24 protein-coding genes are annotated in these 25854 nt (G+C 70.9%); 19 read left to right on the forward strand and 5 right to left on the reverse strand.

Annotated features, from left to right (window positions below):
* Positions 1 to 5: 5 nt before the first annotated feature.
* From ACFY2Z_RS06955 to ACFY2Z_RS06970, 4 genes are all read right to left on the reverse strand, one after another.
* On the reverse strand, positions 6 to 1358 hold the full coding sequence (locus ACFY2Z_RS06955) for a M14 family metallopeptidase (protein ID WP_390743117.1): 1353 nt from the start codon (positions 1356 to 1358) through the stop codon (positions 6 to 8).
* A 230-nt stretch (positions 1359 to 1588) separates the two neighbouring features.
* Positions 1589 to 2836, reverse strand: coding sequence for a hypothetical protein (locus ACFY2Z_RS06960; protein ID WP_390743118.1), 1248 nt, complete (start codon positions 2834 to 2836; stop codon positions 1589 to 1591).
* Positions 2837 to 2919: 83 nt separating this feature from the next.
* On the reverse strand, positions 2920 to 3432 hold the full coding sequence (locus tag ACFY2Z_RS06965; protein ID WP_390743119.1) for a SigE family RNA polymerase sigma factor: 513 nt from the start codon (positions 3430 to 3432) through the stop codon (positions 2920 to 2922).
* 190 nt (positions 3433 to 3622) lie between these two features.
* Positions 3623 to 5305 (reverse strand): chitinase, encoded by a 1683-nt coding sequence (locus ACFY2Z_RS06970; protein ID WP_390743233.1) that lies wholly within the window; start codon positions 5303 to 5305, stop codon positions 3623 to 3625.
* A 361-nt stretch (positions 5306 to 5666) separates the two neighbouring features.
* Between ACFY2Z_RS06970 and ACFY2Z_RS06975 the strand changes: the two genes are divergently transcribed.
* From ACFY2Z_RS06975 to ACFY2Z_RS07045, 15 genes are all read left to right on the forward strand, one after another.
* Positions 5667 to 6527 carry a hypothetical protein gene (locus ACFY2Z_RS06975; RefSeq protein WP_390743120.1) on the forward strand — a complete coding sequence of 287 codons (861 nt, stop codon included), beginning with the start codon at positions 5667 to 5669 and terminating at the stop codon, positions 6525 to 6527.
* Between the two features lie 169 nt (positions 6528 to 6696).
* Positions 6697 to 7410 (forward strand): Flp pilus assembly protein CpaB, encoded by a 714-nt coding sequence (gene cpaB / locus ACFY2Z_RS06980; RefSeq protein WP_390743121.1) that lies wholly within the window; start codon positions 6697 to 6699, stop codon positions 7408 to 7410.
* 105 nt (positions 7411 to 7515) lie between these two features.
* Positions 7516 to 9129, forward strand: a complete 1614-nt coding sequence (locus ACFY2Z_RS06985) for a CpaE family protein (protein ID WP_390743122.1) — start codon at positions 7516 to 7518, stop codon at positions 9127 to 9129.
* Positions 9130 to 9275: 146 nt separating this feature from the next.
* Positions 9276 to 9611, forward strand: coding sequence for a TadE/TadG family type IV pilus assembly protein (locus tag ACFY2Z_RS06990; RefSeq protein WP_390743234.1), 336 nt, complete (start codon positions 9276 to 9278; stop codon positions 9609 to 9611).
* An 8-nt stretch (positions 9612 to 9619) separates the two neighbouring features.
* Positions 9620 to 10960 (forward strand): CpaF family protein, encoded by a 1341-nt coding sequence (locus tag ACFY2Z_RS06995; RefSeq protein WP_390743123.1) that lies wholly within the window; start codon positions 9620 to 9622, stop codon positions 10958 to 10960.
* 25 nt (positions 10961 to 10985) lie between these two features.
* Positions 10986 to 11933: a type II secretion system F family protein gene (locus ACFY2Z_RS07000; RefSeq protein WP_390743124.1), complete on the forward strand. Its 948-nt coding sequence runs from the start codon at positions 10986 to 10988 to the stop codon at positions 11931 to 11933.
* A gap of 13 nt (positions 11934 to 11946) precedes the next feature.
* A complete protein-coding gene (locus ACFY2Z_RS07005) occupies positions 11947 to 12846 on the forward strand; it encodes a DUF5936 domain-containing protein (RefSeq protein ID WP_390743125.1) in 900 nt (299 codons plus the stop codon).
* On the forward strand, positions 12843 to 14147 hold the full coding sequence (locus ACFY2Z_RS07010) for a sensor histidine kinase (protein ID WP_390743126.1): 1305 nt from the start codon (positions 12843 to 12845) through the stop codon (positions 14145 to 14147). The genes ACFY2Z_RS07005 and ACFY2Z_RS07010 overlap by 4 nt, the downstream gene beginning before the upstream one ends.
* The gene (locus tag ACFY2Z_RS07015) at positions 14140 to 14871 is read left to right on the forward strand and encodes a response regulator (protein ID WP_390743127.1); all 732 of its coding nucleotides are present in this window, start codon (positions 14140 to 14142) and stop codon (positions 14869 to 14871) included. The genes ACFY2Z_RS07010 and ACFY2Z_RS07015 overlap by 8 nt, the downstream gene beginning before the upstream one ends.
* Positions 14872 to 15191: 320 nt before the next feature.
* Positions 15192 to 15797 carry a pilus assembly protein TadG-related protein gene (locus ACFY2Z_RS07020; protein ID WP_390743235.1) on the forward strand — a complete coding sequence of 202 codons (606 nt, stop codon included), beginning with the start codon at positions 15192 to 15194 and terminating at the stop codon, positions 15795 to 15797.
* A gap of 15 nt (positions 15798 to 15812) precedes the next feature.
* On the forward strand, positions 15813 to 16409 hold the full coding sequence (locus ACFY2Z_RS07025; protein WP_390743128.1) for a hypothetical protein: 597 nt from the start codon (positions 15813 to 15815) through the stop codon (positions 16407 to 16409).
* A 6-nt stretch (positions 16410 to 16415) separates the two neighbouring features.
* The gene (locus ACFY2Z_RS07030) at positions 16416 to 17072 is read left to right on the forward strand and encodes an OmpA family protein (protein ID WP_390743129.1); all 657 of its coding nucleotides are present in this window, start codon (positions 16416 to 16418) and stop codon (positions 17070 to 17072) included.
* A gap of 101 nt (positions 17073 to 17173) precedes the next feature.
* Entirely contained in the window at positions 17174 to 17743 is a 570-nt protein-coding gene (locus tag ACFY2Z_RS07035; protein ID WP_355909576.1) for a dihydrofolate reductase family protein, read from the forward strand.
* Positions 17744 to 17831: 88 nt separating this feature from the next.
* Positions 17832 to 18704, forward strand: coding sequence for an LLM class flavin-dependent oxidoreductase (locus ACFY2Z_RS07040; protein WP_390743130.1), 873 nt, complete (start codon positions 17832 to 17834; stop codon positions 18702 to 18704).
* Between the two features lie 87 nt (positions 18705 to 18791).
* On the forward strand, positions 18792 to 19574 hold the full coding sequence (locus tag ACFY2Z_RS07045; RefSeq protein WP_390743131.1) for a class I SAM-dependent methyltransferase: 783 nt from the start codon (positions 18792 to 18794) through the stop codon (positions 19572 to 19574).
* A gap of 167 nt (positions 19575 to 19741) precedes the next feature.
* On the opposite strand, the gene ACFY2Z_RS07050 is transcribed toward ACFY2Z_RS07045, so the two are convergent.
* On the reverse strand, positions 19742 to 20077 hold the full coding sequence (locus ACFY2Z_RS07050) for a DUF192 domain-containing protein (RefSeq protein ID WP_390743132.1): 336 nt from the start codon (positions 20075 to 20077) through the stop codon (positions 19742 to 19744).
* A 702-nt stretch (positions 20078 to 20779) separates the two neighbouring features.
* Between ACFY2Z_RS07050 and ACFY2Z_RS07055 the strand changes: the two genes are divergently transcribed.
* From ACFY2Z_RS07055 to ACFY2Z_RS07070, 4 genes are all read left to right on the forward strand, one after another.
* A complete protein-coding gene (locus tag ACFY2Z_RS07055) occupies positions 20780 to 21553 on the forward strand; it encodes an isoprenyl transferase (protein ID WP_390743133.1) in 774 nt (257 codons plus the stop codon).
* A 361-nt stretch (positions 21554 to 21914) separates the two neighbouring features.
* Positions 21915 to 23240: a PhoH family protein gene (locus tag ACFY2Z_RS07060; RefSeq protein ID WP_390743134.1), complete on the forward strand. Its 1326-nt coding sequence runs from the start codon at positions 21915 to 21917 to the stop codon at positions 23238 to 23240.
* A 397-nt stretch (positions 23241 to 23637) separates the two neighbouring features.
* On the forward strand, positions 23638 to 24354 hold the full coding sequence (locus ACFY2Z_RS07065; RefSeq protein ID WP_390743135.1) for a transglycosylase SLT domain-containing protein: 717 nt from the start codon (positions 23638 to 23640) through the stop codon (positions 24352 to 24354).
* 174 nt (positions 24355 to 24528) lie between these two features.
* On the forward strand, positions 24529 to 25839 hold the full coding sequence (locus ACFY2Z_RS07070) for an AI-2E family transporter (RefSeq protein ID WP_390743136.1): 1311 nt from the start codon (positions 24529 to 24531) through the stop codon (positions 25837 to 25839).
* The last annotated feature ends 15 nt before the right edge of the window (positions 25840 to 25854 follow it).

The following is a 25854-nucleotide window of genomic DNA, read 5'->3' on the forward strand; positions in this document are numbered from 1 at the left end:
CGGCGTCAGCCGCAGTACCGGGCCTCCTTGCCGATGGACCGGTACATGCAGTCCGCGTTCTCCAGCAGTTGCAGCACCGCGTCCCGGTTCCGTGACGTCTCCCGCTCGATGACCTCGTCGGGCGGGTAGAAGCCGCCCGCCGAGCTGGACGTCGGATACATCTCGAAGGTGTAGTCGAAGATCTTCTGGGTGCCCCACAGATAGTCGTCGATCGACCCGTCGGTGATGTACAGGTCGCTCGACTGCTCGGGCGTGTAGCCGTTGCTCGCGGCCATCTTGCGCCCCACGGCCTGGTAGGCGGCGGCGTCGTCCGCCGTCATGCCCGTCGTCGTGTCGGAGTAGGTGTACCCGAAGGGCCACAGCACGAGTTCGCTGTATGTGTGGAAGTCGATGCCCGCCCTGATCTGCTGCTTCCCGCCGATGACCCGGCTGCGCACGAAGTCGGCGACCACCTTCACCTCGGGCGCCGACTCGGCGGACGCGCCGCGGTAGGTCTCCGAGGACGCGGACCCGGAGGAGCCGCCGCAGCAGCCCCACCTGTAGTTCCAGTTCCGGTTCAGGTCCGTACCGACGTACGACGAGCCGGAGTTGGGCTGGCGGTTCTTGCGCCACGAGCGGTAGGAACCGGTCGCGATGTCGTACTCGCCGCCGTCCGGGTTGAGGTCGGGCACGATCCAGATCTCCCGGCTGTTCACGAGGTTCGTGACCCGGGAGTCGCTGCCGTAGCCCGCCCCGAGTTCGCGCAGCAGATACAGCGCCATCTCCACCGTCAGGTGCTCGCGCGCGTGCTGGTGGAAGGTGAAGAGGACCTCGGGCTCGTTCTCGTCGGTCGCCACGTCGTCGCTGACCTTGACGGCGACGATGTCCCGGCCCTGGTACGACTTGCCGATCACCCGCTTGCTCATGATGTTCGGATACGCCGCGAGCCGCTGATCGATCTCCGCGTTCATCTCGGCGTAGTTGTGGTACTTCGAGTCCGCCGAGGGGAAGTCGAAGGGCCGTACGCCGCCCGCCCCCTCGGCGCGGTCCGGAACCGCCGCGACCGGGGTGACGTCGTAGCCGAGCGCCCGTACCCTGCTGATCTGGTCCGCGCGGCCGGAGACGACGACCGTCTCCTCGTCCGCCTCGTCGACCGTGACCCCGGTCTGCTGAAGGGCCGTACGGGACATCGCAGTCGTGCTCCGGTGGATCTCGTACTGGCGGACGTCGCCGGACGAGGGGCGGTGCGGCCGGGCGCCGCCGGCCGCGGCGCCGGTGCCGGCCGAGACGGGGGCCGCGAGGGCGAGCGCCAGCAGGGTGGCCAGGGCGGCGGTCCGTCTGCCGCCGAGGGTGCCCGATCCGCGGATGCGAAGTCGCATGAGGTCTCCTTGGGTCTCCAGGCTTCCGGAGGTGCTCCGGAACGTGGGGTGGAGTGGAGCGGGGGGTGGTCCGTTCGTTGCGACGTACGTGCGGGTGTCGCGCTCATGGTGAAGGGATGACATGGCCAGGTCAAGAGCGGTCAAAGAGGCGGTGGCCGGGGACCGGTCGGAACACGACACGGCCCCGGGGGCGTGATCAGCCCCCGGGGCCCCATCGGGCGAACGCGGTGTCAGCCGCGCGCCCACCACTTCGTGCTGGTGGCGACGGCCTGCATCTGCTTCAGGGTCAGCGCGGGGGCGGTACGGGTCGCCGGGGTGTGCTGGGTGCCGGAGTTGAAGGCGCTGATCACCACGCGGCGGCCGTCGGTGCGCATGGTGTCGACGGTCCACATGACGACTCCCTTGCCGCCCTTCTCGCCAGGTCCCTGATGCGTGGCGACCTTGGTGCCGTCGGGCAGGGTCCGGGAGTCGGGGCCGAAGAGCTGGCCCTCCTCGTCGGACATGTCCGCCTGGACGTTGACCTGGACCATACTCGCGCCCCTGCCGTCGTCCACGACGACATACCCGAACCCGGGGTCCGCGACGCCCTTCGAGAGCACCCTTACCCCCTTGGGCAGGAGGGTGGCGAGCGTCGACGACACCGAGCCGCCCGGGACACCCTGTGGCCGGCTCGGCTCGGTCGTCGGCACCCGCCGGTCCACGGGCATGGCGTCGGCGGCGGTACGCCACTCCGGCGCGCTGACGAGCGCCTTCAGCCCGGCCGGGGACAGCGGAGGCAGACTGCGGCTGATCGGCTTGTCCTTCTCGGCGGCGGAGTTCCACTCCTGAACGCTGATGGACTGCCCCTTCGGCGTGACGAGCTGGGCGGACCACAGCTTGGTGTCGACGCGGCGGTCCGGGTACTCGTAGCCCTGGAGGATCATGAGCGTCGAACCGTCGGCGAGCGTGCTCGTGGTGCAGGCGTCGTACGGGACGAACATCTTGTCGGGGCAGGCGGTGGTCTCCAGGGCCTGGCTGCCGCCGGGCTGCACACGGTCCACCGAGACGGCGATGGCGGCCTTCCCCTTGCCGTCGTCGTACACGACCTGTGCGTACGGCCTGTGCGGGTCGCCGGTGCCACGCCCCTGCTCCTGGGAGAACGTACCCGGGGGGAGCAGCTTCTTCAGGGTGCCGATGAGATCGGCTCTCGACAGGCCGGCGGACCGGCCATGCGAGGCGGCCGGGGTCGTCGTGCTGCCGGCCACGGAGTGCTGGCGGCCCTCCGCCCGGAGGCCGGGCAGGACGAGCGCCACGCCGAGCCCGACGAGCGCGACCCCGGTCACCCCGCCCGTCACGGCGGCCCGGCGCCGGCGGAGCGTCCGGCCACGGGTCTCGCCGCGGTCGGCCAGGTCGAGCCGGTCGGTGTCGAAGGTGCCGCCGGTGTGACGCAGGGCCGCGGCGAAGCGGTCCTCGAAGGGGTCGTGTTCTTCAACGGGCATGGCAAAACCGCCGTTTCTGCGGATGAGGTGATGGTCGCGGCCGGTCGGCCGGGGGAGATCGGGTCCCGGGGCTCCCGGGCGGGTCAGGGTCTGGCGTACTCGGCGAGGGCGTCGCCGAGCAGGGCGCGCAGCCGGGCGAGGGCGCGGACGCAACGGGTGCGGACGGCGGCCGACGTGGTGTTCAGGACCGCCGCGGTCTCCTCGATGCTGCGGTCCTCCCAGTAGCGCAGGACGACCACGGCGCGGTCCTTGGCGGACAGCTGTCCCAGCGCCTCCAGGAGGGTGAGCCGTAGTGAGGTGTCCCCCGCGCCCGTAGCGGGCAGCTCGGGAAGCACGTCGGTGGCGCGTTCCCTGCGGCTGCTGTGGCGGCGCCGGTGGGCGAGGAAGGTGCGGGTGAGGACCGTCTGGGCGTATCCGGCGGGGTTGTCGGCCCGGGAGATCCGGCTCCAGCGCAGATACACCCGGCCGAGGGTCTCCTGCACGAGGTCCTCGGCGAGATGGGTGTCGCCCCCGGTGAGCAGACAGGCGGACCGGTACAGATGCCCGGCCCGCGCCGCCGCGAACTCCGGGTACCCGTCGCTGCGGCCCTGTCTCATGCGTTCCCCCGTCTTGCTGTGCCGTGCCGTCGCACGGCCGGGCCGTCCGGTACGGCCCTCACCCCATTGATGCGGTGGGGCCACGGAAATGTTTCACCGGACCGGCGCTTCCGTGCGCGCCCCCGCGAAAACCCCGATGCCCGGCCGTGAGGGGCCGGGCATCGGGGGTGCGGTGCGCGGGAGGCGAGGGTCAGGGCAGGGCGTGTACGTGCGGGCCCACCGCGTTCGACCAGGCGTTGCCCGACGCCGCGTCCCAGTTCGTCGACCAGGTCATCGCACCCCGCAGATCGGGGTACGTCTGCGACGGCTTGAAGGAGCCGCAGTTCGTGGCCTTCGTCAGACAGTCGAGGGCGTTGTTCACCACCGTCGGGGAGACGTACCCGCTGCCCGCCGCGCTCGTCGAGGCGGGGACGCCCAGGCCCACCTGGGACGGGGACAGGCCGCCCTGGAGCTGGATGCAGGCGAGGGCCGTCAGGAAGTCCACCGAGCCCTGGCTGTAGACCTTGCCGTCACAGCCCAGCATGGAACCGCTGTTGTAGTACTGGGTGTTGACGACCGTCAGGATGTCCTTGACGTTCAGCGCGGTCTGGAAGTAGCCGTTCGACGTCGACTGCATGTCGATCGTCTGCGGGGCCATCGTGATGACCAGCGACGAGCCCGCCTTCGACGACAGCTGCCGCAGCGCCTGCGTCATGTACGTCGCGTTGATGCCGTTCTCCAGGTCGATGTCCACGCCGTCGAAGCCGTAGGTCTGCATCAGGGAGTAGACCGAGTTCGCGAAGTTCGTCGCCGACGTCGTGTCGGTCACCGACACCGTGCCGTTCTGCCCGCCGACCGAGAGGATCACCTTCTTGCCGGCCGCGTGCTCGGCGGCGATGTCCGCCTTGAACTGTGCCACCGAGTAGCCGCCGAGTCCGGAGGAGTCCAGGGTGAAGGAGACCGCGCCCGGTGTGCTCGTCGCGTCCGCGAACGCCACCGCGATGATGTCGTACTGCGACGGCACGTCCGTGAGCCGCTGCACCGTGGCGCCGTTGTTGAAGTTCTGCCAGTAGCCCGTCACTGCGTGCTTCGGCAGCACTCCGGTGCCTCCGCCGCCGGAGGAGGACGTCGTGGCCGTCACCGCCGACGACTTCTGCGACTCGCCCGCCGCGTTGGTCGCCGTCACCTGGTAGGAGTACGACGTCGACGGGGACAGGCCGGTCACGGTGGCCGAGGTGCCGCTCACGGCGGACACCTTCGTGCCGCCCTGGTAGACGTTGTAGCCCGTCGCGCCCGACACCGTGTTCCAGGTCAGGGACGCCGACGAGGACGTGGTGGAGGAGACCGCGAGGCCGGTGGGGGCCGCGGGCACGGTCGGGGACGGGTCGCCTCCGCCGCCTCCGTCCGGGCCGTAGACCGACACGTCGTCGGCGTAGTACGCCGCCTGGCCGTACCAGCCGTGCAGGTACACCGTCACCGAGGTCGTCGAGGCGCCGGTGGTGAAGGTCGTCGACAACTGGTTCCAGCCCGACGAGTCCGGCGTCCAGGTCGACACGTCCGTCGTGCCGGTGCCCGTCGCGCCGAGGAAGGTGTAACCGCCCTGCACCCAGGCGCTCAGCGTGTACGTCGAGCCGGGCTCGACCGCCACCGTCTGGCTGCACTGTGCGTCGTCCTGGCCCGCCGGGGTCGCCTTCAGCGCGGCGGCACCGCCGTGCACCGGGGAGGCCACCGTCGTACCGCTGCCGGCCGAACAGGTCCAGCCCGTGAGGCCGGACTCGAAGCCGGCGTTCTTGGCGTTGTTCACGTCCGCGGCAGCCGCGTGCCCGGCGGCCAGGAAGGTGAGGGCGAGCGCGGCGACGGTGGCCTGGGCCAGGGTTCGTCTGCGGCGCAACATGCCCGGTACGCGGTCCACTTGAGCCTCCGGTGTGGGGAGAGGGGGAGGGAGGGGAGAGGGCGAGGGGAGCGCCCTGCGGAACGGTGGCCACCGCCTGACGAATGAATTTGGTCCAGACCAATGTGGTTGTCAAGACCTGTGGCGCCCTCAACATCCCTACCGGCGAGGCGAGTTGTGGCATATGCGCCTACTCTGGGTCGATCATGGTCTCACCTTCGGTGAGATGATCTTCCGGATTCGGTGTTGAGCCGGGCATGCCGTGGATATGGTGCTGTTGCAGGACGATGCAAGAGGACGTAACAGGGGCCAACTGAGGCGGTGGTCGACCACCTCGCCGCAGTGAACGGGGTGGTGTGCAGCCGTGCCGACCGCGATAGCCGTCACCAGTCCCGATCTGGTGCTCCCGCCGCTCGACCGGCAGACCCCGCCCGCCGCGGTCCAGCCGCAGCCCACGCTCGAACAGTCCCTGAACGGCATGCACGCGCTCATCGAGCAGCACGGGTACGTCATCGCGCTGCACTCCGCGTCGGGCGACGACCCGGCCGTCCAGCGGCTGCGCACCGTGCGCTCCGTCCTGGAGAGCGACCGCATCGCGCTGCTCGGCCTCGATCTGCCCCCGCTCGGACTGGCCCTGCTCGCCCAGCAGTTACGGCAGCTGTCGGCCTGCGACTTCAGTCCGGGCGTCCTGGCGTCGTCCGCGCGGCTGCTCGCCCACTACATCTACGCCGGCGCCCTCCTCGGCTCGGTCACCAGGCTCGACCGCGTCCCCGTCTCGCTCGCCTCCCACGCCAAGTCCTGGGTGCCCAACGCCCAGTTCGCCGTCCTCGCCCACCCCCGGCCACAGCTCGTCCGCATCGGTCAGGAGGAGTTACCGGGCCCCGAGTTCGGCACCCGGATGATCGTCGCCGCCGGGCAGCCGCCCTCGGACTGGGTCACCGCCTCCCTCGCGCCCGCCTGGCGGGTCCAGGGCGTCGCGACCGTGCCCCTCCCGCAGGACTCCGGCCGCTGGTGGGGGACCCAGCGGCTGGTGGAGTTCGCCGCGGGCCTGCACGACATGTCCGTGCTCTACCAGCTCGTCACCTCCGTACGCCGCGAGGTCTGCCACTGGTGCGGCCTCGAACTCATCGGTGACCGCTGCGGTTTCTGCGCCGCGCCTCTGCCGGGGCCCCTCGAAGGGCAACCGGTCGTCGCCGCCCGCGCGCTGCCACGAGGCGGCACGTGAGCACCGTACGCACCACCCCATCGCCGTACGCACCACTCCCCGTCCCCGCCGCACCCGTTCACGGCCCGCCGCACCACCGTCCGGCCCCATCGCACCACCGCTCGACCGCCCTCCGGCCGGACGGCGGGCCCGCCCGACCGCACGGCACGTCCCCCCGAGGTGAGATGTAGTGAACGCACGACAGCGCCGCGGCGTCATCCTGCTGGTGCTCTCGGCCCTCGCCGCCGTCGGCGCCTTCGCCGGCGTCCTGTCGGTGATCCGCGACGTGAACTCGAAGGTCGGACCGGAGGTCACGGCGTACCGGCTCAAGGGCGACATCCCGCCGTACCAGGAGCTCACGGCCGACCAGTTCCAGCAGGTCGCCATGCCCCGGCGCTGGCTGTCCGCGACGGCGGTCACCAACCTCGCGCAGATCCGCGGCAAGATCGCGGTGACCCGGCTGGAGAAGGGGTCGCTGCTGCAGACCGACATGATCGTCGACCGCCCCGCGCTCCAGCCGGGACAGCAGGAGATCGCGATCATGATCGACGCGTCCACCGGTGTCGCGGGCAAGATCGACCCCGGCTCACGGGTCAACATCTACGCCACCTTCAAGGCCCAGAACGACAAGGGCAAGGACGAGTCCAAGATCATCGTGACCAACGCCCGCGTCCTGGACGTCGGCAAGCTCACGGCCCTCGACCCCGGCCAGTCCAGCGACGAGCGCCGCCGCACCGCCACCGAAGCCGTCCCCATCACCTTCGCGCTCGACACGGCGGACGCCCAACGGGTGGCCTACGCCGAGTCGTTCGCGGAACACGTCCGGCTCGCCCTGGTCGCGGGCGGCTCCCAGACCTCGGTCACGCCCGGCGACCGCACATACACCCTCGACCAGGACAAGTAGGAGGCCACGCATGAGGTCCGTCCCGGTCCCCGGCGGGTCCGTCCGCAGCCGGTCCGCCGGCAGCGGTCGCGTCCCGAGCGGTTGCGGCCTCGGGGGGTCGCGCCGATGACCATCCGCGTACTCCCCGCCGTCGGTGACATCGACGCGGTCCGAGCGCTGTCCAGCCTGCTCGGCCAGCTCCCGGACACCGAGCCCGCCCAGCCCGTCCAGGACTCCACCGCCCTGCTCGACACCCTGGCGCGGCTGGCCGCCGAGTCCCTCGACGAACTGCCCGAGGTCGTCCTCGTCCATGAGCGGATCGGGCCGGTCCCCGCGCTGGAGCTGATCCGCGACCTGGCGATGCGCTTCCCGGCCGTCGGGGTCGTCCTCATCACCGCCGACACGAGCACGGGCGTGCTCACCGCCGCGATGGACTCCGGCGCCCGCGGCATCGTCACCCTCCCGCTCGGCTACGACTCCCTGGCCGAACGCGTCCAGGCCGCCGCCGCCTGGGCCGCCGGGATGCGCCGCCATCTGGGCAGCACACCCGCCGAGCTGTACTCCGGCCCCGGCGGGACCGTGGTCACCGTGACCGGTGCGAAGGGCGGTGTCGGCGCGACCATCACCGCCGTCCAACTGGCCCTCGCGGCCCGGGCGTCGGGCCGTACCGTCGCCCTGATCGACCTCGATCTGCAGTCCGGGGACGTCGCCTCCTATCTGGACGTGCAGTTCCGGCGCTCGATCGCCGACCTCGCCGCGATCACCGACATCAACCCCCGCGTCCTCCAGGACGCCGTCTACACCCACGACAGCGGGATCGGGCTGCTGCTCGCCCCCGCCGAGGGCGAACGCGGCGAGGAGGTCAGCGACCGGGTGGCCCGCCAGGTCATCGGCGCGCTGCGCTCCCGCCACGACGTGGTGGTCGTCGACTGCGGCGCCCAGATGAACTCCGCGACCGCCGCGGCCGTCGAGATCGCCGACCAGGCGCTGCTGCTCGTCACCCCGGACGTGGTCGCGGTCCGCGCCGCCAAGCGGATGGTGCGCATGTGGGACCGGCTGCAGATCCGCAAGGCCGAGGAGACGTTCACGGTCGTCAACCGCCATTCGCGCGGTACGGAGATCCAGCCGTCCCTCGTCGAACGCATCACCGGCACCAGGGTGGCGCACGCGGCGGTCCCGGCGTCCTTCAAGGAACTCCAGTCGGTCGTGGACGCCGGACGCCTGCAGGACCTCGACGCCCGCTCGACGGTGAAGCAGGCGCTGTGGGCACTGGCGGCCGAGCTGGAGCTGGTGACGGTGCAGGAGGGCGGGGGCGGACGCCGGCGCAGGGCGTCCTCGGACCGGGGGGCACTGACCCTGTGGCGCAAGGGCGGGGACCGGGGCGCGGTCACTCTGGAGTTCGCCGGGATGTTCCCGCTGGTGCTGGTCGTGATGGCGCTGCTCTGGGAGTGCGTCCTCTACGGCTACACGTACTCCCTCGCGGGCAACGCGGCCGACGAGGCGGCACGTGCGGCCACCGCGGCCCGGGCCGTGCACGGCGATGTGGCGGGGGCGTGCCGGTCGGCGGGGGCGGCGCATCTGCCGGGCGCATGGAGCGGCGCGGACATCAGCTGCGGGGAGGAGGGGCCGGTGATGAAGGCGACGGTGCAGGCGAAGGTCCCGCTGTTCTTCCCGGGCGTCAACCCGGGGTGGCGCGTGGAGGGGTCCGCCGGGGCGGCCCTGGAGGGGGACGGCCGATGAGGACGCTGCTCCGCCGCCGGGGAGCCGACCCGGCTCTACGGCTGCTGCCCCGCAGGGGGGCCGACCCGGCGCAACGGTCACTGCACCGCCGTGGAGAGGCCCCGGCCCACAGGCGTTCGCGTCTCCGGGACGACCGCGGCGTCTCCATGCTCGAGTTCGCCGGCTTTCTGCCCATCCTCCTCGTCATCGGCATGGCCACCATCCAGCTGGGCCTCATCGGCTACGGCATCAACCAGGCCGGCACCGCCGCCCGCGCCGCCGCCCGGGTCGCCTCCCAGAACGGCGACGGGGACGCGGCGGGCACGGCGGCCGTCAGCGGCTGGCTCAACCCGAGCGTCAGCGCCCCCCGTGGCGCCGACACGACCACCGCCACCGTCACCGTCACCGTGCCCTCCGTCATCCCCCTCTTCGGCAACTGGCCGGTGACCCGCCACGCCACCATGCCCAACGACCCCGACCCCCGGGCCCCGGGAAGGAGCTGACGACCGGTATGAGCCTCCGCTCCCGTATCACCGCCCCCGACGACGGCGCAGCCGCCCGCGAGGACGGACACCTCGTCGCGGTCTACCGCGCCAAGCTCCTGGAGGAGATCGACCTCGCGGAGATGTCCGGCCTCGCGACAGCCGACCGCCGGGTCCGTCTGGAGCGCGTCCTCGGCCACCTCATCAGCCGGGAGGGCCCGGTCCTCTCCTCGTCCGAGCGCTCCCAGCTGATCCGCCGGGTCGTCGACGAGGCCCTCGGCCTCGGCGTCCTCGAACCGCTGCTCGCCGACGCGTCGATCACGGAGATCATGGTGAACGGCCCGGACTCGATCTTCGTGGAGCGGGCGGGCCGCGTCGAACAGCTCCCGCTGCGCTTCGCCTCCACCGAGCAGCTGATGCAGACGATCGAGCGGATCGTCTCGACGGTCAACCGGCGCGTCGACGAGTCCAACCCGATGGTCGACGCCCGGCTGCCCACCGGCGAGCGCGTCAACGTCATCATCCCGCCGCTCGCCCTGACCGGCCCCACCCTCACGATCCGCCGCTTCCCGCGCGCCTACACCCTCCCCGAACTCATCGGCCTCGGCTCCCTCGACGAGCAGATGCTGATGCTGCTCGCCGCGTTCGTCCGCGCCCGCTTCAACCTGATCGTCAGCGGCGGTACGGGCACCGGGAAGACGACCCTGCTCAACGCCCTGTCCGGGCTGATCCCCGCGCACGAGCGCATCATCACCATCGAGGACTCCGCCGAGCTCCAACTCCAGCAGGAGCACGTCATCCGCCTGGAGTCCCGGCCCCCGAACGTCGAGGGCAAGGGCCAGATCACCATTCGCGACCTGGTCCGCAACAGCCTCCGTATGCGCCCCGACCGCATCATCGTCGGCGAGGTCCGCGGCGGCGAGACCCTCGACATGCTCCAGGCGATGTCGACGGGCCACGACGGCTCGCTCGCCACCGTCCACGCCAACGCCGCCGAGGACGCCCTCATGCGGCTGCAGACCCTGGGCTCGATGTCCGAGGTCCTCATCCCCTTCGAGGCGCTCAAGGACCAGATCAACTCGGCGGTGGACGTGGTCGTCCAGCTCGCCCGCTACGCCGACGGCTCGCGCAAGGTCGTGGAGATCGCCCTCGTGGTCTCCCACGGCCGCGAGCAGTTCCGCATCGCCACCGTGTCCCGCTTCGTGCCCCAGCCCCTCGGCGCCGACCGGATCGTCCGGGGCCGCTTCGAGCATCTTCCGCTGCCCCGGGCGGTCGCGGAGAAGCTGTACGTCGCCGACGAACCGCTCCCGCCCGCCTTCGGCGTCGCGGAGGCCATCGACGTACTCCCCACCCGGCAGGCCCTCGGATGACCCCAGTTCACGTCAGGAGCGCGCCATGAACGACCCCGCCCTCCTCGCCCTCGGCGCCACCGTCCTCACCGGCACGCTCGCCGTCGCGGGCGTCCATCTGTACGCCTCCGGCCGGGCCCAGCGGCAGGCACTCGTCGACCGGCTCTCCGGCAACCCGGCGGGCCCATCGCGCACGGCTTCCGGCCGGGTCCGGCGGTTCACCGGCGTCGACCGGCGGCTGCGCCGCACCCGGCTGGGCCGCACCCTCCAGCTCCGGCTGTCGGCGACCGGACTCGATCTGACGCCGGGGGAGTTCTTCGTCTACGTCGCCGCCGTCGTCGTGGCGCTGTGGCTCATCGCGGCGTCGACGCTGGCCCCCTTCTTCGGCCCGATCGCCGCGCTGGTGAGCGTGTGGGGCGCGGCCGTCTTCCTCAACTGGCAGCGGCAGAGACGCATCGAGGCCTTCATCAACCAGCTGCCCGACGTGGCCCGGTTGCTGGCCAACGCCACGGCCGCGGGCCTCGCGCTGCGCACCGCCCTCGCCATGGCCGCGGAGGAGCTGGAGGCCCCGGCCGGCGAGGAACTCGCCCGGGTCGCGGATCAGTTGACGCTGGGCCGCTCGATCGACGACACCCTCGGTGAACTCGCCGAACGGCTGCCCTCCCGCGAACTGATCGTCCTGGTCACCACGCTGGTCCTGGCCAACAAGGCGGGCGGCTCGGTCGTCAACTCGCTGCGCAACCTCACCCAGACCCTGGAGGACCGCAAGGAGACCCGGCGCGAGGTCCGCACCATGCTCTCCGAGGTCAACGCGACGGCCTTCACGGTCCCGCTGCTGGGCCTCGGCTCCCTCATCCTGGTCAACTCCTCCAACGAGGGCGCCCTCGCCCGTGTCACCGGCTCCGCGCTGGGCCAGGGCCTGGTCCTGCTCGCGCTCGGTCTGTACACGGTCGGCTTCTTCGTCATCCGCCGCCTCGGCAAGATCGAAGTGTGAGAAGGAGACCGCGATGAGCGCGCTGCTGCCCCTGGGTCTCGCCCTGCTGACCGCCGTCTCCGTCACGGGGATCCTCCTCGGCGTCCGGATGATCCGCGCGGACGCCAAGCTGCCGAGCGACCTGGCGCTCGCGCTGGAGGTGGGCGCCACCCGGGTCTCCACGGCCGGCTCGGCGGTCGACCGTCTCGGTATGCGCTTCGCCCCGCTCGTGCTGCGTCTCATGGGGCCGCGCCGGGTCGACGCCAAACGCCGCCGGATCGACATGGCGGGCAACCCCGGAGGCCTCACCCTCCAGCGGTACGCCGCACGCCGGGCGGTGTACGGAGTCTTCGGCCTGGTCGTCGGCCTGATGTTCCTCACGAACGGGCAACTGTTCTTCGCAGCACTCACGTTCGCCTTCGGTCTGCTCGCCGCCGACGCCCTGATCTGGCAGGCCGTCCGCGAACGCAAGGACGTCATCGACCGTACGCTGCCGGACTTCCTGGACGTCCTCGCGGTCGTCGTCTCGGCCGGCCTCGGCTTCCGCCAGGCACTGGACCGGGTCGCGGAGAAGTACGAGGGGCCCTGGGCGGACGAACTGCGCATCACCCTGCGCCAGATGGACATGGGCGTCAGCCGCCGCCAGGCCTTCGACGAACTGCGCCGGCGCAACTCCTCCGAGCAGGTCTCCCAGTTCGTCTCCGCCCTGCAACAGGGGGAGGAACTGGGCTCCCCGATCGCGGAGACGCTGATCCAGCTGGCCACCGACATGCGGCGCACCGACGCCCAGAACGCCCGCCGCCGCGCGGCCAGGACGGTCCCCAAGGCCACGATGGTCACCCTGGTCTTCATGCTCCCGGCGACGATGATCCTCATCGCCACGGGCATGTTCCTGGGCTCGGGGACGAATTTCGGATCGATCCTGGGCCGATGATGAGCAGCCGGACCGGTCGCCCCACCCCCGGCTATCTGGAGGACGACGCCCCGCCGCCCGCCAGCGTCCGCCTCCAGCTGAGCGCGCTCCAGGCCCTGTGCCGCCAGACCGTGGCCGTACGCCTCGCCCTGGTGGTGATCGGCGCCCCGTTCGCCCTGGCCAACGCCCCCTCCGGTGCCCTCCGTGTCGCCGTCCTCGCCGCCGCCGTCCTCGGCGTGATGACGTCGTACGCCCTGCTGCGCGACTGGGACCGCGTCGGCCCTCGGCTGCTCGCCCACCCGACGCTCATGGCGCTGGACCTGCTCTTCGTCGCCACGCTCCTGTCGACCGCGTCACCCGTCTCCCCCCTCGCCTACGCCACGGTCTGCACACCCCTGCTGTCCGGACTGCTCTACGGCTGGCGCGGCGCCGGGGTCCTCACCGGTCTGCAACTCGCCGTCGTGCTGGGGGTGTTCCGCGCCTGGGAGCATCGCCCCGGCGCCGGGGTCAGCACTCTTCTCATCGCCGGGTTCTGCGTGGCCGCGGGCATCATCGGGGTGACCCTGCGCAATCTGATGTTCCGCTTCGGCGCCGCCGGCGAGGCACTGTCCGAGGCGAACGCCCGGCTCGCGGCGGCCGAGGCCGTCGAGTCCGAACGGGCGCGGCTGGCGCGGGAGATGCACGACTCGGTGGCGAAGACCCTGCACGGTCTGGCGCTGGCCGCGGAGGCCCTCGCCGCCTCGGCCGAGCACCGCGACCCGGCCACGCTCAAGCGCCAGGCGGCCCAGGTGGCCGACGCCGCACGACGGGCCGCGGAGGAGTCCCGCGACCTGCTGTCGGACCTGCGGCGCCGTACCGACTTCACGGCGGCCCGGCTGGATCTGGTGGCCGAAGTGACCGCGTGCGCCGGGACGTTCGCCGCCCGCGGCGGCGCGGAGACCGAACTGAGGCTGCCGGAGACACCGCTCCTCCTGCCGTACGCGGCCGCGCACGACGTCCTGTCCATCGTCTCCGAGGCGCTGGAGAACACCCATCGCCACGCCCACGCCACCCGTGTCCGTATCGCACTCGACGTCACCGGGTTCGAGACGTTCGACCTACGGATCGGGGACAACGGTGTGGGGCTGCCCCCGACCGCCGTGCCCGAGGAGCTGGCGAGAACCGGCCACTTCGGTCTGCTGGGCATGGCGGAACGCGCCGCGTCCCTGCGCGGCCGCCTCCACCTCGGCCGCTCACCGCTGGGCGGCGCCGAGATCCACCTGCACATCCCCGTCCCCGCCACCTCTCCCCACAGCCCCCAAGAGGAGGCCGCACATGCCTGACCAGGCACTTCCCGGCCCGCCGCTGCGCGTCCTCGTGGCCGACGACAACCCGGTCGTACGGGCGGGCCTGACCGCCCTGCTGTCCGTCCACCCCGACATCGAGGTCGTGGCGGAGGCGGCGGACGGCGGGCAGGCGCTCGTGTGCGCCGCCCGGCACCGTCCGGACGTCGTCCTCCTGGACCTCCGTATGCCCGGCACCGACGGCCTGACCGCACTGCCCCGGCTGGCCCGCACGGCCCCCGTGATGATGCTGACGTACAGCAGGGAACCCGAGGTCGTGGCGGAGGCGCTGCGCCGCGGGGCCTCCGGCTATCTGGTGCACGGCGAGTTCACGGCGGCCGAACTGGTCGCCGCGGTACGGAGGATGAGGGAGGGCCGGGGCACTGTCCCGTCTTCGTTCGGTGTTTCCTACGAACGAGACGAAAGCCCTTCGCACCTGCAACCAGTTGTGGCACATTCGTCGAAGGCCCTCCCCGCCCGTACGGGAGGCCCCCGGCGCCGTGCCGCGGGATGGCTGGACTTCGGCCTGAGCTCCCGGGAGGTGGAGGTCATGGATCTCATCGCGGCCGGTATGAACAACCGGCAGATCGCCGCCGCCTGCTTCATCAGCGAGAAGACGGTCAAGAACCACATCAATCGCATCTTCGCGAAGCTGCACAGTTCCACGCGCAGCGAAGCGATCGCCCACTGGCTGGGGACGGCCCGCGAGGGGTGGAGCCGATGACCGCAGTACGACGCGGAAGTTGGGCCCCTGGGCCCACTCGCGGTGAGGGTGCCTTCACGTACGGTGCGTGGGTTGGTCGTAGCCGCATCAGGTGGGAGGTCTGGGGCCGTGGTGACGAGGACGACGCACAGGATCGGCACGTGGCGGAGGACCGTGGTCTCCCGGATGCGGGGGGCCGGACGGGACGCGGGGGCCGGGTTTGTGGAGTATGCGGGGCTGATGATCATCATTGCGGGGATCTTCACGATGATCGACGGCCTCGGACTCGACGGCGCGATCTCGGGGGCGATCATGCGTGCCGTGAACAACGTCATCGGCGGCTGACCGCTCCGTACCGACTTGCAGACCGCGGACAGACGCTCCCTCTCTACATCTGGCTGACGGGGATCCTTCTGTTCGCCGCGATCGCCTTCTTCGTGTTCGCCCAAGCAGCGTCCGCCCGCAATGGAGCTCAGTCCGCGGCGGACGCTGCTGCGTTGGCGGCCGCACAGGACACCCGTGACGAGCTGATGACCGACCTGCAAGGGGCCATCGGACAGGACGACGACTGGACGAAGTGGCTTAGCGGCCAAGACGCCCAGGGAGCGGGAGCGAGTGCTGCCGCCGCGCAGTTGGCTGCCGCGAACGACTCGACCGTGCTGAGCATTGCCCCCACCGTCGTGAACGGCTACCCGGGTTACCAGGTGGCGATCGAGACGCGCTACACAGTGGGGAAGTCCATCATTCCGGGGACGGAGACGCGGCGCGCGAGGGCCGAGGCCATCGCGGTGATCGAGCCCCGCTGCACTTTTCCGACGGACGCCGATCCGAAGAGACTCGTACACCTCGACTGCGACGGCCAGTCCGTCGACATCGACCCCGCACATTTCCGATCGGACGACCTTCCTGACGCGTCCGTGCTGTTCTCTGTGCATCTGGCCAAGTGAAAGGAAGCCGTACCGATGGACTTTCCGCGCACCATGAAGGGCCGCAGGGCGCTCGGCGCAGTCGCGGTCGCGACCGGGCTGGTCCTCACGGTGGCCGGTTGCGGAGGGAGCAGTGACGGGCAGTCGGACAAAGGAGCCTCGTCTTCGTCGGCTCCCACCCGGAGCAGCGGCGGTCAGAAGCGGTCCGAGCAGTCCCGGGCACCCCAGGCGGACTCGGTGCTCGCCGAGGTCAAGGGAGAGAACGGACTGACGCTCGCGGTGACCTCCGCCAAGCGTGACGGCGGGGGCTTCGTGACCGTCGAAGGAACGGTCACGAACAACACGGGGACGCTGTGGGTCGCGGCCGACTGGCGCGGCGACGAGCGGGAGCTGGCCAGGAACGGCGGCTCCATCGCCGGGGCCAGCCTGATCGACCAGAAGGGCAAGAAGAAGTACCTGATCCTCCGGGACACCTCGGGGCGCTGCCTCTGCACGCAGTTCACCGGCGGAGTCAGAAGCGGTGCGACCGCCGACTGGTTCGCCCAGTTCCCCGCCCCACCCGAAGGCACCGACACCGTCGACTTCCAGGTCGGCGCCATGCCCCCCGCCACCGTCGAACTCTCCCAGGGGTGAGCCGCCATGCCCCGCCCCTTGCGTGCCGTCACCGCGCTCTCCCTGCTCACCGTGCTCGGTCTCGCCGGTGGCCCCCCGGCCGTCGCCGCCGACGACCCCAGCGCGCCCCCAGGTAGCGTCACCACCTCTCCGCCCCCCTCCGTGGACCCCACCAGCCCGGGGCTGAAGCTCGCAGACGGCGCCACCCTCGCGCCCGCCAAGGTGCTGGACATCAAGTCCGTCGTGGAGGACCTCGGCGGTGAGGAGCGGCGCGAGGACACCAACGAGAACGTCACCTTCGCACTCCAGGCCGAGGTGCTGTTCCCGAAGGACAGCCCCAAGCTGAACCCGGAGGCCCGCTCCCGCATCGACGCCATCGCGGACGAGATCAAGAAGCAGAAGGCCACGAACGTCCGGGTCTTCGGCTTCACCGACAACCTGGGCTCGTACGCCCACGGTCTCGTCCTGTCCAAGCAGCGCGCCGAGGCGGTCCACGACCAGCTGGCCGCGCGTCTCGGCGGCACCGTCACCTTCGAGGTGCGCGGCTACAGCGAGGACTACCCGATCGCCGACAACTCCACGGAGGAGGGACGCCGGAAAAACCGTCGCGTGGAGGTCTCGTTCCCCCGGGGGGAGTCGTCCGGGGATTCGTCCTCGGACTCGGCGGGTACCGCCGGCGGCTGAGCCCCGTGTGCGAATCACCCGGAGCCGCCTCCCCGTCCGCGCGCCGCCGCTGCGCGATGCTCGTGCCGTCCGGATGGTCGGCGTCGTAACCGGGAGCTGCCATGAGAAAGATCGTCCTGATGATGTCCATGTCCCTGGACGGCTTCATCGAGGGCCCGAACCGTGAGATCGACTGGCATCTGGTCGACGACGAACTGCACCAGCACTTCAATGACGTGCTCAAAGAGATGGGCGCGTTCCTGAACGGGCGCGTCACCTACCAGCTCATGGCCAAGTTCTGGCCCACCGCGGACGCCGACCCGCACCGGTCGGGGCCCGTGGTCGAGTATGCCCGGATCTGGCGGAACATGCCGAAGATCGTGTTCTCACGGACCCTGCAGCACGCCGACTGGCACACCACCGTCGTCCGGGACGTCGTCGTCGAGGACATCCGCGCTCTCAAGGAGCAGGAGGGCGGTGACCTCGCGCTCGGCGGTGCCGCCCTGGCCGCCGAGTTCCTGCGGAACGACCTCGTGGACGAGTTCCGGGTGTACGTCCACCCGATCCTGGTCGGCCGCGGGCAGCGCCTCTTCGCCGAGAGCGACGCCCTGACCGCCCTGCGCCTGATCGACTCCCGCCGCTTCGGCAACGGTGTCGTACTCCTGCACTACGAACGTCCCGAGGAGGACTAGGGAGTGTCTGTCAGACACCCCCCAGGGGCGCGTGAGACGGCGGCCAAACGTGTTGTGCGCCCCGGGCCCGCTCGCATAGGAAGGCTGTATGACTGGACTCGGTGTTGTGTTCCGGCCCCAACTGCCCCCCGAGCGGCTGCGTCCGTTGGCGCGGCTCGCGGACGAGTCGGGCCTGGAGGAGCTGTGGCTGTGGGAGGACTGCTTCCTGGAGGGCGGGATCTCGGCCGCGTCCGCCGCGCTCGCCTGGACCGAGCGGCTGCGCGTCGGTGTCGGGCTGCTGCCCGTGCCGCTGCGGAACGTCGCGATCACCGCGATGGAGACCGCCACGCTGGAGCGGCTGTTCCCCGGCCGGGCCATGGTCGGCGTCGGGCACGGCGTCCAGAGCTGGATGGGTCAGGTCGGTGCCCGCGCCGAGTCGCCCGTCACCCTTCTGCGCGAGTACCTCGACGCGCTGCGGGCCCTGCTCCGCGGTGAGCGGGTCACCGCGGAGGGGCGGTATGTGAAGCTGGACGGCGTCGCGCTGGACTGGCCGCCCGCGGAGCCGGCCGGTGTTCTCGCCGGGGTCACCGGACCGCGCTCGCTGCGGCTGTCCGGTGAGGCGGCGGACGGGACGATCCTGACCGCGGCCACCACACCGGAGGGCGTACGGCGGGCCCGTGCCATCATCGACGAGGGGCGGGCGGCGGCCGGCCGCACCGACCCCCATCACGTCGTGGTGTACCTGCTCACCGCCACCGGACCGGACGCGTCGGCCCGCCTGCGGGCCGAGCTGGAGGCGGAGGGCCTCGGCTCCGTGCCGGACCTCGGTGTCGCCGGGGACGCGGGAGCCGTCGCGAAGGCCGTCCAGCGGCTGGTGGAGGCGGGGGCCGACACCGTGATCCTCCAGCCCACGGGCGACGAGCCGGACCCCGAGGGCTTCGTACGGTTCACGGCCGGGGAGGTCCGCCCGCTGGTGCCGTAGTCCGCCCGCCCGCCGCGCGATCCGTCCGCCCGTCCCCGCCGTTATTTCGGTCGCGACCCGCGATCGCTCGTTGGGACCATGGCCGGTATGAGTGGCGACCGTACGTTCGAAGAGCTGGTCCGTGAGGCCGTCGAGGAACCCGTCGACGGCTGGGACTTCTCCTGGTTCGAGGGGCGGGCGACGGAGGAGCGGCCTCCGTGGGGGTACGCACGTTCGATGGCGGAGCGGCTGGCGGGCGCCGCTGCCGCGCTCGACATCCAGACCGGGGGAGGGGAGGTCCTGGCCTCCGCGCCGGCGCTGCCGCCGCTCACCGTCGCCACCGAGGGCTGGCCGCCGAACGTCGCCCGGGCCACCGCCCTGCTCCATCCGCGCGGTGCCGTGGTGGTCGCCTCGCCCGACGACGCCCCGCTGCCGTTCGCGGAGGCCGCCTTCGACCTCGTCACCAGCCGGCATCCGGTGCGGACGTACTGGAGTGAGATCGCCCGTGTGCTGCGCCCCGGCGGCACGTACTTCTCCCAGCAGGTCGGCCCGGCGAGCGCGTTCGAGCTCGTCGAGTACTTCCTCGGGCGGCAGCCGGAGGAGGTCCGTGACGCCCGGGATCCCCGGCGGGCGCGGGCCGAGGCCGAGGCGGCCGGCCTGGAGGTGGTCGACCTCCAGGAGGCCCGGCTGCGTATGGAGTTCCTCGACATCGGCGCGGTCGTCCACTTCCTGCGCAAGGTGATCTGGATGGTGCCCGGCTTCACCGTGGAGCGCTACGGGTCCCGGCTGCGCTCCTTGCACGAGCAGATCCGCTCCCAGGGGCCGTTCGTCGCCCACAGCACCCGCTTCCTCGTCGAGGCCCGCAGGCCCGGGGCGCTTCCGTCCCGGTGAGGTGCCGGTGCCCGGGGTTTCCACATCGTTATCCGGTGTGGCTCGCGCCGCCCTCGAACGCCACGTTAAGTTCAGACCAAGGTATTTCGCGTGAGCAAAGCTGCGCGGGGCGGCACCGCGCAGAGGAGGGGGCTGCGCGGTGCCCTGTTCCATGCGCCGACGCGCCGTCAGGCGTCCCCCGGAAGAATGCGGGTCCCCCGGCGTACGCCCCAGCGCTCCATCGCTCCCGCCTCCGCCTCCAGGACGTAACGTGCCCAGGGGCGGGGCAGGCCGATCCGCCCCGGCCGCATCGTGCGCACCGCCACCACCCGCAAGTCGCGGTCCAGATAGGCGACGTCGATCGCGAACCGCATCCCCAGGGTGTGCACCGATCTCGCCGGACTGAGCAGCAGTGCCCCCTCGATCCCGTCCCGCCCGAGCAGCCCGCGCCGCCGGTCGCTCGCCGACCGTGCGACCTCCAGTGGCACCGGTGCGACTACCGTCGCCGTGGTGAACGTGGCCATGACAGCGACGTTAGCGGTGGCGTCAAGTGGCTGTTTTCGCACGGGTCACCCGCCCGGAGTACGTCGCGTGGTGTCGTCGCCTGCCCCACCATTGCTCGAAAACCCCATAAATCCCTCGGGGTTCGCCCGGTTTTCCTTTGAATCCCCTGTGATTCGGCCATGACACCGTACGGAATGAACGCCTCCGGAGCCACCGACGCGTTGTCGGACGACTCCGGAGAGTAGTTGTTTCCCGGCAATGCGCCCGTCGGCCCTTACGAAGGGTTATGGTGGAAACCCCCCCTCGGGCCGGTCCGTCTCCCCCCCACGGACCGGCCCGTTTTCTTTGCCGTCACCGACCGACCCGGCAGCGGGACGAGCGCCCCGCACACGCCACTCCGGAAACGGGACGAGCGCCCCGCGCGCCCTCTCGGAACCGGACGGGCGACATGCGCGTCCCACCCTGAGGCCGAACCGGGCGCGACATCCCCAACCGAGCCCGGAAGCCGGGCGGGCGAGCAGTGCCCGGCGGCCCGGAAACGCGACAACGGGGCCGCCGTTCAGCCGCCGTTCACCCGTACGGCCCTGAACCGGGCCGCCGACACCCGTGGGCGGTGCCCCGGCGCTCCGGGGGTAGGCTTCGCCCCCGGGGACCGCCATCCGACGGGGAGCGCATCACCCGCCCGCACCCTGTCTGATCCGCACGGAGGGGCTGACAATCACGTGAACCTGCGCGACATGCTGCGCGGCCTGCTGGTCAGGTTGTACGCACGCCGGGTGGAAGGTCACCTGGACCACGCTCAGGTGCCCAAGCACATCGGCGTCATCATGGACGGCAACCGGCGCTGGGCGAAGGCGGCGGGCTCGACCACCGCACAGGGCCACCAGGCCGGCGCGGACAAGATCGAGGAGTTCCTCGGCTGGTGCGCCGAGACGGACGTCGAGGTCGTCACCCTCTGGCTGATGTCCACGGACAACCTGAACCGGCCCAAGGAGGAGCTGGTCCCGCTCCTCGGGATCATCGCGGACACCGTGCGCTCGCTCGCCGCCGACGGCCGCTGGCGCGTGCACCACGTCGGTGCGCTCGACATGCTGCCGGGCCATGTGCGGACCGCGGTGAAGGAGGCCGAGGAGGCCACCGCGCACGTCGACGGGATACTCGTCAACGTCGCCGTCGGCTACGGCGGTCGCCAGGAGATCGCCGACGCCGTCCGTTCGATGGTCCTCGACGCCCACGACAAGGGCACCTCGATGGAGGAGCTCGCCGACTCCGTGGACGTCGATCTGATCGGCCGCCACCTTTACACCAGCCACCAGCCCGACCCCGACCTCGTCATCCGCACGAGTGGCGAGCAGCGGTTGTCCGGTTTCATGCTGTGGCAGACGGCCCATTCGGAGTACTACTTCTGCGAGGTCTTCTGGCCGGCCTTCCGCAAGGTCGACTTCCTGCGCGCGTTGCGTGACTACGCTGCGCGACACCGCCGCTACGGCGGCTGACACCCGTTCAACGCGGCCCGGCACCACCCTTCTGGGTGCGGGCCCGACGAGGGACGTCACGAGGAGTTCACCGGGGCGCCGCCGTATGCCCTGGCATGGCTGCGCGTGTTCGAGGGCATAAGCCAAACAGGTCGACACCCGAACCACGGGTGTCGTATCTCAGCGAACGGCTCGGGGCCGTTCGCCCGGGAGGCCCTTTGCACCAGCCCGACCGTGCGGTCTCGGCACGGAAGAAGCAACGGAGGGCCGGTTCTCGGCCCGTGCATCGCGGCCGTGGACCGGTCGGGATTCATCCCGCCCAGCCCCATCCGGCATCTCACTCCGTCGCTCCCCGACCTCATCCGAGGGGGTACGTCCTTCCGTGGTGACCAGCGCAAAGCGCCACAAGCCAGACCGGCGCACCTATGTTCTCGACACCAGCGTCCTGCTGGCCGATCCGAACGCCATGACTCGCTTCGACGAGCACGAGGTCGTGCTCCCGATCGTCGTGGTGACGGAGCTGGAGGCCAAGCGGCACCATCCCGAACTCGGGTACTTCGCCCGGCAGGCCCTGCGTCTGCTCGACGACTACCGGGTGCGGTACGGCCGCCTCGACGCCCCCCTGCCGATCGGGGATCTCGGTGGAACCCTCCGGGTCGAGCTCAACCACTCGGACCCCAGCGTGCTGCCGACCGGTTACCGCCTGGGGGACAACGACTCCCGCATCCTCGCGGTCGCCCGCAATCTGCAGGCGGAGGGGTTCGACGTCACCGTCGTGTCGAAGGACCTCCCGCTGAGGATCAAGGCGTCCTCGGTCGGGCTCCTCGCCGAGGAGTACCGCGCGGAGCTGGCCATCACGGACTCCTCCGGATGGACCGGAATGTCCGAACTGACGCTGTCCGCCGAGCGGGTGGACATTCTCTTCGAAGAGGGACAGGTGCAGGTCCCCGAGGCCGTGGACCTCCCTGTGCACACCGGCCTGACGATCCAGTCGGAGCGGGGCAAGGCACTGGGCCGGGTCGCGGCGGACGGCACCGTCCGGCTGGTGCGCGGGGACCGGGAGGCGTTCGGCATCAAGGGCCGCAGCGCCGAGCAGCGGATCGCCCTCGACCTGCTGCTCGACCCGGACGTGGGGATCGTGTCGATGGGCGGCCGGGCCGGCACCGGCAAGTCCGCGCTGGCGCTGTGCGCGGGTCTGGAAGCGGTGCTGGAGCGCCGGCAGCACCAGAAGGTGATGGTCTTCCGGCCGCTGTACGCGGTCGGCGGGCAGGAACTGGGCTATCTGCCGGGCACCGAGGCCGAGAAGATGAGCCCCTGGGCGCAGGCGGTCTTCGACACCCTGTCCGCGGTCACCACCCGCGAGGTCATCGAAGAGGTCACGGCACGCGGGATGCTGGAGGTCCTTCCTCTTACTCACATCCGTGGCCGTTCGCTGCACGACGCCTTTGTGATCGTGGACGAGGCCCAGTCGCTGGAACGGAATGTTCTCCTGACCGTTCTGTCCCGGATCGGCGCCAATTCACGCGTTGTTCTCACGCATGACGTGGCCCAGCGGGACAACCTGCGGGTGGGCCGGTACGACGGAGTCGTCGCCGTCGTGGAGAAACTGAAGGGGCATCCGCTCTTCGCGCATGTCACGCTCACGCGGTCCGAGAGGTCCCAGATCGCGGCCCTTGTGACCGAAATGCTCGAAGAGGGGCAGATCTGAGCCCCTTGTTCAACGTGAGGTGGTTACTCACCAGTTGGCGCCGTCCGGCAAAGGCCAAGAGCCTATCCGGGCGGCGCTTCGGTGTGTGGGTATTTCCGTGAATCCCTTGGGCCAAACGAGGTGTGAGCTTTCACACTCGGCGCAGAATTGCCACCCGGTGTCGCGTTGCGGCAGAGTCTCAGTCCTGTCAGGCCCCGCATACGACACACCTGTACCCCCAGCGGTACGGCACAACTTGAAGCACCAGAACTCCATAGAGCCGTCGTATGCCGCCCGAGCACCACACGGCGCTTCCGTCACGGAAGTTGCCCACCGGGCCCGTGCCTCCCGTGACCCCGCAGTTGGGAGGCCAGCGTCAGGGGCACGATTGCGTCCGCCAGGGTCACCGAAGCGGGCGATGCTGGAAGGAAACCGTGTGAGCCGGATTTCGGTCCGGGGATTCGCAGTGGCCTCGGCCACGGCGGTCACCGCTGTAGGCGCCGTCACCGGTGTTGCCTCGGGCAGCACTGGACAGCCCTCGAGCGACGCCGAGGCAACGGCTAGCGAGACCACGCTCCTCGCGGACATACCCGCAGGACAGCAGGCCCAGGTCCAGACCGCGTCGCTGACGCAGCAGGCCGACGCCCAGGCCATCGCCGCCGACGCGAGCGCCAAGAAGGACGCCGAGGAGTCGGCCCGCAAGCAGGCGGCCGCGGACGCGGTGGCCAAGCAGAAGGCTGCTCAGAAGGCCGAGGAGGACGCCAAGGCGCGCAAGGAGGCCGAGCAGAAGGCCAGCCGCGACGCGACCCGTGACGCCTCCAGCTTCCCCGTTCAGAGCTCCTACTCGGTCGCGCAGATCCAGGCGATGGCGCGCTCGATGGTCGGAGCCGGCCAGTTCCAGTGCTTCAGCAACATCGTGAACCACGAGTCAAGCTGGAACTACCAGGCGGTCAACGCCTCTTCCGGTGCCTACGGCCTCTTCCAGGCCCTGCCCGGCTCCAAGATGTCGTCCGTCGGTGCCGACTGGCAGACGAACCCGGCCACACAGATCAAGTGGGGCCTCAACTACATGAACAGCCGGTACGGCAGCCCGTGTCAGGCGTGGTCGTTCTGGCAGGCCAACAGCTGGTACTGAGCCGCGGGTCCACCGCGCCCGGCCGCTCAACCTCGCGTAGCCCCTCACCGTCTATTCGGTGAGGGGCTACGGCTGTTCACACGGCAGACGGCGCCTGCAATGTACGGTCGGAGGCGACGACTCCAGGGGGGAGTGGTGGGCCGCACCCGGGGACACGGGGGAAGAGGACGGATCATGTCGCAAGTGCCAGGCTGGCTGGCTCGGATCGGCGCCGGGATCACCCAGGTGAGTGAGCGGCTGGACGAGCGCCGCGCCGAGGTGGAGAAGGAGCACACCGCGCCCGAACCGCCGCCGGTGGTGGACCATGTGCAGCCGTCGACGTATGTGCCCGCCACGCCGCAGTCTCGCCCGCACCCCGTCGAGGCGGTCCCGTGGGGCGTACGGGTCGCGGCCGAGGCGGGCTGGCGGCTGCTCGTCCTCGCGGGCACGCTCTGGGTGCTGATGCGGGTCATCAGCTCCGTCCAGCTGGTGGTGTTCGCCTTCGTGTGCGCGCTGCTCATCACGGCGCTGCTGCAGCCGACCGTGGCGCGGCTGCGGCGCTACGGGGTGCCGCGGGGGCCCGCCACCGCGATGACCGCCGTCCTCGGCTTCGTCGTCATGGGTCTGATCGGGTGGTTCGTGACCTGGCAGGTCATGGAGAACATCGACTCGCTCTCCAACCAGATCCAGGACGGCATCGACGAGCTGCGCAAGTGGCTGCTGCACAGCCCCTTCCATGTCACGGACAAGCAGATCAACGAGATCGCGAAGAATCTGCGGGAGGCGATCGGCGCCAACACCGACCAGATCACCTCGGCGGGTCTCGAGGGCGTGACGGTCATCGTGGAGGCGCTCACCGGCATCCTCCTGACGATGTTCTCCACCCTCTTCCTGCTCTACGACGGCCGGCGCATCTGGGAGTGGACGCTGAAGCTGGTGCCGGCCGCGGCCCGGCCGGGCGTCGCGGGCGCGGGCCCGCGGGCGTGGCGCACCCTGACCGCCTATGTCCGGGGCACGGTGATCGTGGCCCTGATCGACGCGATCTTCATCGGCCTCGGGATCTACTTCCTGAACGTCCCCATGGCCGTGCCGCTCGCCGTCTTCATCTTCCTGTTCTCCTTCATCCCCCTGGTGGGTGCGGTCGCCTCGGGCGCGCTGGCGGTGGTCGTGGCGCTGGTGACCCAGGGTGTCTTCACCGCGATCATGACGCTGGTCGTGGTGCTCGCCGTCCAGCAGATCGAGGGGCACATCCTGCAGCCGTTCATCCTGGGCCGGGCCGTGAGGGTCCATCCACTGGCGGTGGTCCTGTCGGTGACGGCCGGTGGGATGGTCGCCGGGATCGGCGGGGCCGTGGTGGCGGTGCCGCTGGTGGCGGTGACGAACACCGTGGTGGGCTATCTGCGGTCGTACGCGAGCGCCGTGCCGCACCAGCCCTCGGAGCCGGACCTCGGTACGGCCTCGACCGAGACCCCGGCGAAGCCGCCGCTGGACGAGACGCGGTCGTAGCACCGGGGCGTGTCG

The sequence above is a fragment of the Streptomyces sp. NPDC001222 genome (genome assembly GCF_042896945.1).
GTDB lineage: Bacteria > Actinomycetota > Actinomycetes > Streptomycetales > Streptomycetaceae > Streptomyces > Streptomyces gibsoniae.